We start from the raw sequence: 6,344 nt of genomic DNA on the forward strand, positions 1-6,344 counted from the left end.
TGAAAGAACTCTAAAAACGACTTTTTGAATGTTATAAACGACTTTTTGAATGTTATTTTGCTTTCTAAAAACGACTTTTTGAATGTTATTGACGACATATATTTTTTTATGTCGTTTTTAATCTGTATATTTGCAGAACATTCATAATGTCGTCTTAAAAACACATGAATATGGCTATAAAAATCACAAATAAAGACGTGATACAGAGTTATTTAATGACTGTATCAAAATACGACTTTTCGGTTTACGAGAAACGAATTTTGTACCGCCTTGTAGAAGCGATGCAGTGCGAACTTGAAGGTAAAAAATTATATCCGGGACTGCGTATCGAGAAGAATCTGTATGATGATAGGGTTGTTTTAATGCCTATTTCTGCGTTTTTAGCGAATGATGATGATGAGAACTACACCCGTGTCAAAAAAGCCTTGTTAGACCTCAGAAACAAGTCATTTGAGTTTGACGATGGGCAGGTCTGGAAAGTAATCGGAATTATCGAGAAGCCACAGTTCAACTACAAGAGAGGCTGGGTTAGGTTTGAGATACAACCGGAAGTGTATAATGCCGTTCTCAACTTTTCAAAGGGATTCAGGAAGTACGAACTCAAAACAGCAATGGAGTTTACAAGCCAATACTCTATGCGGTTCTATGAACTGATGAGCGGGCAGGAAAGACCCTTGATTTATACGATAGAGGACTTAAAAATCATGTTCGGCGTACAGAACAAATACAAGCGAAATCCTGATTTTATCAAGCGGATAGTGGTGCCAGCTAAAGAGGAACTGGACGCCAAAAGCCCGTACTCTTTTGAATACAAAATTTTGAAAGATGGACGGACATTTCATGCCTTAAAATTGTACCCCAAATATCAGCCTGAACACAGGGACGAGGAACTTGAAAAGCACGACCTGCAGAAACAGGTCAGCTTAGGATGGGATTTGGATAGGCTTGTACGGAACTACCTCAAACAGGACTTACTATTTACCGACCAAGAAATACGGAACAACATAGACCTTTTTAGGGCTGCACAAAAGGAACTTGATATAATGCTGGAGCTTTCCATGCTCAAAGGAAAGTCAAGGGAGAAGAAAAACCCAAAAGGATATATTATCAATGCAATCAAAGGAAAGTTAAAAGACAAAGGAAAACAATCATGAAAACAGGAGATAGAGTTATCGTACCAGCCGAAATCAACGGCTACGGCAGGGATTTACGGGCTATCATTACAGAGATAGAAGAATTTTTCGGGGCAACATTCGTAACGGTGATATTCACAGAGCCATGCCCGGAAGCCTGTGGAAGAACAGGGGGTGTTTACCACGATTTCCAGCTAATAGCAGAGTGATTTATTTTGATATAACTGCAATAAAACGCAATAACAATCATTATAAATTGCAATAACAAAAACATATAACTACCTTTGTGACAAGATATAGCATTTTACATCAATGAACAAAGAACAAGAAAGTAGACAAAAGAGGAAAACACCCCTAACAACCATAGCGATAAGCCAAGAATACGCCCAAAAGCTGGACGAATATATAAAGGGAGCTTCCCTTACACGAAAGGTTTTTGTAGAACTGGCAATCGACTATTTCTTGCGTACAGGGTTTGATATACGTGGAGAAGCGTTTGACCTCTCTCCATTGGAGCGCATAACCAACAGGCTGGAAAGTTCAGCTAAGGTCATGGAACAGCTAAACGAGGGAACAGAAGCGATGCGCCAGCTATTACAGGCTGTCCGGGAACAAACCGCTAAACAGCTTCCGGCTCCTGAAATCATAGCACAGGCTACTGAAGAAAAGGTAAAAGCAGAGAAACTGGCTGAAGAACAGAAAAAGGAACTCCAACGCATACAGGAAGAAAACGACCGGTTACGTAACGAAATCAAAGACCTGCAAGTTTATAAAGAAAAAGCGTACCGGGAACTGTGCCGGGTACGTGATGAACAAAAGACTTTCGGAAAGATAAAAATAAACACAGAAATTTAATGAAGGAACTGTATCTGGATTTATTCGACACAATTCCTTCATTTGATTAAATACGTTTATAGAAAATTCTAATAATATAGATATCGCCACTTTGCTCATTTCTAACTTCAATTTCCAGTAAAGTATTGTTAATTTTCACGTGCTGTGGCAGTTCAAACGACAAATCCATAGGATTACCATCTCGAACTATATATCCAACACTTTCAACATCACAAGGGTCTTTATCAATCTTAACAAGACTATGATTTTTATCTATATAATAAAAATCATAGTCTTGATTATAGGACAAATATTTTATGCCTGTAGCCTGTATTGATACGAAAAATTTCTCATCTTTTGCATCAAAATAAGTTTCCAAAACATTTATATCTAAGTTCTTTTCGTATTCCCATTTATCAGCAATAACATTGTATGTTCTTTTATATATGTCTACAGAAACACATTTCCACTGATGTGCCCATCCTACAGAGCTTACAAAAAACATAATAATAAATATTATGAATTTCATTTTCACCAATTTGACAAGGTTAATCCTAACATATAATTTATATTCCCTACTTTACAATAATTTGCAAGATTACCTCCACTTTGATGAATTCCCATGACATATCCATTATCTCCAGATAATATCAATCCACCACTATCTCCGCCAGCACTTGCATATGTTGCCTTCGCCAAATCCATCATATAAACGCCGCTAATATTTGCATCATAGCTTTCGTCTACAACCCATCCATCCGTATAACCATTGTATCCATATTTTTTCACATAGGCACCCTCAACAGTAACGCCTTCAAATGGAGCAATCGGATTAAATGTTTCACCATATACATTTAGCAGCATATTCCAACCTGAAGACATTTTACAAAATGAAGCATCCACCGTACCATAATGCATAGCAATCTCACTGACTGCTATATTTGTAGACCAATCTGTTGGCAATGAAACAGCATCTCCAGTTTCAACAACATGACAAGCTGTCACAAACCCAAGTGAACTTCCATAATAGGCTTTATAACCGACAGATCCTGAATTTCGTTCTATAGTTGAAACATATGTTCCCACTATTTTTTGCCCTGAGGCAATATCATTACTTTGCTCTACTTCTACCGTATTTGCTTGAATAAACTCAATAGCAGGGCTATTAACTATTAAACTCTTAAAAGCATTCACATTTGCATCTGAGTAATCCCTCAAGCCTACAATTACACGATTCCTTTTAGCGGAATAAGCCACATGATTTATATTCTTAGAAATCGCTGCATCTTGATTCTGCAGAATATATTCAGAAATTTGACGCTTCAAATTCATCAACTCATTTCGAGAATATAAACATTTTTCATATTTTACGCCATCCGTCCCTATAACTGTCTTAAAATCACTCTGTGTTTGGACAAAATCTGTTGTTATATATACATGAAGTTCTCCTTCTTCATCAATATAACATCCACCGTAATTCTCTGGATATTCTATTAAACGACTTTCTTCGCCACGAGTTACTTTAGGTCTAAATGAATCAAATAAATCTTGTGCTTTTCTAAAAGATATGTCAGCAGAAACAATCCCATTTTCTACCACATCAGGTTCAGAGACAGGCAAATCATCAGAGCACGATGATATAAAAAGAGTTCCGAACAAAGCTACATAGAATAAAAACTTTTTCATAATTACCTCCTTTTTTAGTTTCTCTATTTCGCGCGAAAAATACGAAATTTATAGCTAATAGACAAATTAAATACGTATTTTAACACGACCGCATTTATAGTAGCTCAGCTGCTAATGCCCAGCTGCTAATGCTACTTTTTCTTTATTCCTTTGAGATTTGACATAAAACAGCTTAACTTTGCTTGCGAGGTTATAGCACACTATGACCCTAAAGGGTCGTGTGCGAGGGGACACCCCTCGACCCCGTCCGCCATCGGCAAGATCGATGGCGATGCAATCGGAATATCCACCAACGAAAAGAGAAAGGTTATGGCAAAGACAAGCATCAACGTAAGACCCTGCAACATCGGCAGCGCGGAACGGCACAACCTCCGCAGCAAGGAACTCGACTACATACGTCCGGAACTCTCCCACCGAAACGAGCAATGGTCGGAAATGAAGATTGCTGACGTGCTGGAGGACATAAGGGAAAAGTACAGGCAGCACACTGGGCAGTCCATGCAGAAGAAGGCGACACCCATCCGCGAGGGAGTGGTCGTGATCGAGGACGGAACGACTCTCCTGCAGCTTCAGGACTTTGCCGGGAGGTTGGAGGAACGCTTCGGAATACATACGTTCCAAATCTACACGCACAAGGACGAGGGAGCCAGCGTTTGGGACGGAAATGTGGAAACATGGAAGCCGAACTACCATGCGCACATGATTTTCGACTGGACGGACGGGGAAACGGGGAGGACCCGGAAGCTGAACAAGCAGGACATGGCGGAAATGCAGACTATACTGGCAGAATGCCTTGGCATGGAAAGGGGCATTTCTTCCGACCGTAAGCATCTTTCCGCCATCCAATACAAGAATATGGTCGAAGCGGAGAAAATGGCGCAAATCAAAAAAGAATACCGTCTGATGGAGGATGAGCGCAATGCCATAGAGGAAAAAGTGAAACAGGCAGGGGAAAAGCTGGAGAACACCCAAAAGAAGCTCAAAGAAGCAGCCGCTGAAGTAAAGGTTGAAAAGCTGAAAGGGGCGGCAGCCGACACGGGAACAGCCTTGCTTAAAGCCGGAACGACCGTCATCGATGCGACAGCCAGCCTTTTCAACTCCGGGAAGGTCAAACGGCAGGAGCAGGAGATTGCGGAACTGAAAAGGGAGAATTACGAACTGGAGATGAAAAGCCAGAACCTCCAGAGCAACCTGCGGACAGCAAACGCCCAAAACGAAAGGGAACGGGAAGCCACACGCAGGGCAATCAGAACCGGAGAAGAAAGGCTGAAGTCGATAACCGACCTGTTCCCCTGCATGGAAAACGCCAAAGAGAACATCGATGAACTCCGGGAAATGGGTGTCGGAGACAACGATATCCGGCTCCTGCTTACAGGAAAAAAAATAACCTATTCAGGATTCCTGTACGACCGGGAACGCAGAAAAAAGCACCAGGTCAAGGACGTGAAGATAAACATTGCCAAAAGCAAGGCTGGCAACACGACCATTTGGTTGAACGATTTTCATTTTAAGGAGTTCTTCAAACAGCTATGGCAAAAGCTGCAACAGGCTTTAGGACTTGACAAAGGCAGGGGATTCCATTTATAGACCCAAATCTTCAATCATTTTTTTAATAACGGACACATCTACTGTATCATAGTCTGATTTATCGTAGATGTCAATCAAATACACGTCCCCTGAATCTTCTGACACTGCCATCAAGTAGGTAATGACCCTTGCGCCTCCTGATTTACCTTTTCCCTTAGATGTAATTGTCAGTCTGACTTTTCTGATGTTGGGGGCTATTTCTGTTCCTTGCAAAGGATTCTCTTTCAAACTTGATATAAATACAGACATATCTTGTTTCAAAGACCTATGTCGTTTGGCGAGAACTTTGAGAGAACGGGAAAAATCAGGTGTCGGTATAATTTCAAAGCTCATCGAGTAAGTCCTCTATAGTTCTACGTGGGAGTTTCCCATCTTTCATCAGTTTTACTTGCTGCAATCCCCTACAAATGCGTGTGGTTAAATTATCTTCTTCCGATATAGGAACAATTTTAAAATTACCGTACCTGCTTGTGAGCAATACGGATTGCCCTTCGTTAGCTTTAATCAGGTATTTCCCCTGATTAGCTCTAAATTCTCTTGCTGAAACTACTTGCATAATCTTTATTTTTTTGCAAAGATAAAAATAGATACCAAAACGGTAGCCAAATTAATATATTTTAATACAAACTATAATCACTATTTTACCACATCATGAAAGTGGCGGCTTATTGAAAATTAGCATAGCATACCTAAAAAATCCGAATTTGGTGATTACAACCGCCAAATTCATACCTAATTTAGCGATTATGATGATATATATAAACAAAATAATACATATTTTAACGCGCCAGAAAAGTCGTTCCCTAAAAACCGCTGCGCTGGCTCTTGCTTTGCTTTCTCAAACATTCAAAAACTCGTTTTTCCCTTTTGTTTCGTCTGAAAATCAACCATTTCGCTAAAAAACTATGACTTGTTTTAAAGCATTGCTTATTATATGCTTATCAACTTAAAAAAAATGTCTCATAACTATTTATATATCAATGATTTATAAAGGTTGAAAGAACTCTAAAAACGACTTTTTGAATGTTATAAACGACTTTTTGAATGTTATTTTGCTTTCTAAAAACGACTTTTTGAATGTTATTGACGACATATATTTTTTTA

The 6,344-nt window shown here is 39.5% G+C and carries 8 protein-coding genes; 4 read left to right on the forward strand and 4 right to left on the reverse strand.

Going from position 1 to position 6,344, the window contains the following annotated elements; all coding sequences use genetic code 11:
- Nucleotides 1-170: 170 nt before the first annotated feature.
- The 3 genes from B5F71_RS18080 to B5F71_RS18090 all read left to right on the forward strand — a co-directional run bounded on the left by B5F71_RS18080 (nucleotide 171) and on the right by B5F71_RS18090 (nucleotide 1,988).
- The gene (locus B5F71_RS18080) at nucleotides 171-1,154 is read left to right on the forward strand and encodes a replication initiation protein (RefSeq protein ID WP_087213127.1); all 984 of its coding nucleotides are present in this window, start codon (nucleotides 171-173) and stop codon (nucleotides 1,152-1,154) included.
- Entirely contained in the window at nucleotides 1,151-1,342 is a 192-nt protein-coding gene (locus B5F71_RS18085) for a hypothetical protein (protein WP_087213130.1), read from the forward strand. The genes B5F71_RS18080 and B5F71_RS18085 overlap by 4 nt, the downstream gene beginning before the upstream one ends.
- 103 nt (nucleotides 1,343-1,445) lie before the next feature.
- Nucleotides 1,446-1,988, forward strand: a complete 543-nt coding sequence (locus B5F71_RS18090; protein WP_087213133.1) for a hypothetical protein — start codon at nucleotides 1,446-1,448, stop codon at nucleotides 1,986-1,988.
- A gap of 46 nt (nucleotides 1,989-2,034) precedes the next feature.
- On the opposite strand, the gene B5F71_RS18095 is transcribed toward B5F71_RS18090, so the two are convergent.
- Together B5F71_RS18095 and B5F71_RS18100 are read right to left on the reverse strand one after the other, a co-directional pair.
- Nucleotides 2,035-2,472, reverse strand: a complete 438-nt coding sequence (locus B5F71_RS18095) for a hypothetical protein (RefSeq protein WP_143269940.1) — start codon at nucleotides 2,470-2,472, stop codon at nucleotides 2,035-2,037.
- A gap of 26 nt (nucleotides 2,473-2,498) precedes the next feature.
- Entirely contained in the window at nucleotides 2,499-3,653 is a 1,155-nt protein-coding gene (locus B5F71_RS18100; RefSeq protein ID WP_087213138.1) for a hypothetical protein, read from the reverse strand.
- A gap of 309 nt (nucleotides 3,654-3,962) precedes the next feature.
- Here B5F71_RS18100 and B5F71_RS18105 point away from each other — a divergent pair, with 309 nt between their 5' ends.
- Complete coding sequence (locus B5F71_RS18105; RefSeq protein WP_087213141.1) at nucleotides 3,963-5,240, forward strand: relaxase/mobilization nuclease domain-containing protein; 1,278 nt, start codon at nucleotides 3,963-3,965, stop codon at nucleotides 5,238-5,240.
- Here B5F71_RS18105 and B5F71_RS18110 read toward each other — a convergent pair.
- Together B5F71_RS18110 and B5F71_RS18115 are read right to left on the reverse strand one after the other, a co-directional pair.
- A complete protein-coding gene (locus tag B5F71_RS18110; protein ID WP_343285812.1) occupies nucleotides 5,235-5,501 on the reverse strand; it encodes a hypothetical protein in 267 nt (88 codons plus the stop codon). The two genes, B5F71_RS18105 and B5F71_RS18110, sit on opposite strands and share 6 nt — an antisense overlap.
- 61 nt (nucleotides 5,502-5,562) lie before the next feature.
- Nucleotides 5,563-5,796 (reverse strand): type II toxin-antitoxin system prevent-host-death family antitoxin, encoded by a 234-nt coding sequence (locus B5F71_RS18115; RefSeq protein WP_087213148.1) that lies wholly within the window; start codon nucleotides 5,794-5,796, stop codon nucleotides 5,563-5,565.
- Nucleotides 5,797-6,344 lie beyond the last annotated feature (548 nt).

Source organism: Bacteroides sp. An269, from assembly GCF_002159755.1.
In the GTDB taxonomy this organism is placed as follows: Bacteria; Bacteroidota; Bacteroidia; order Bacteroidales; family Bacteroidaceae; genus Phocaeicola; species Phocaeicola intestinalis.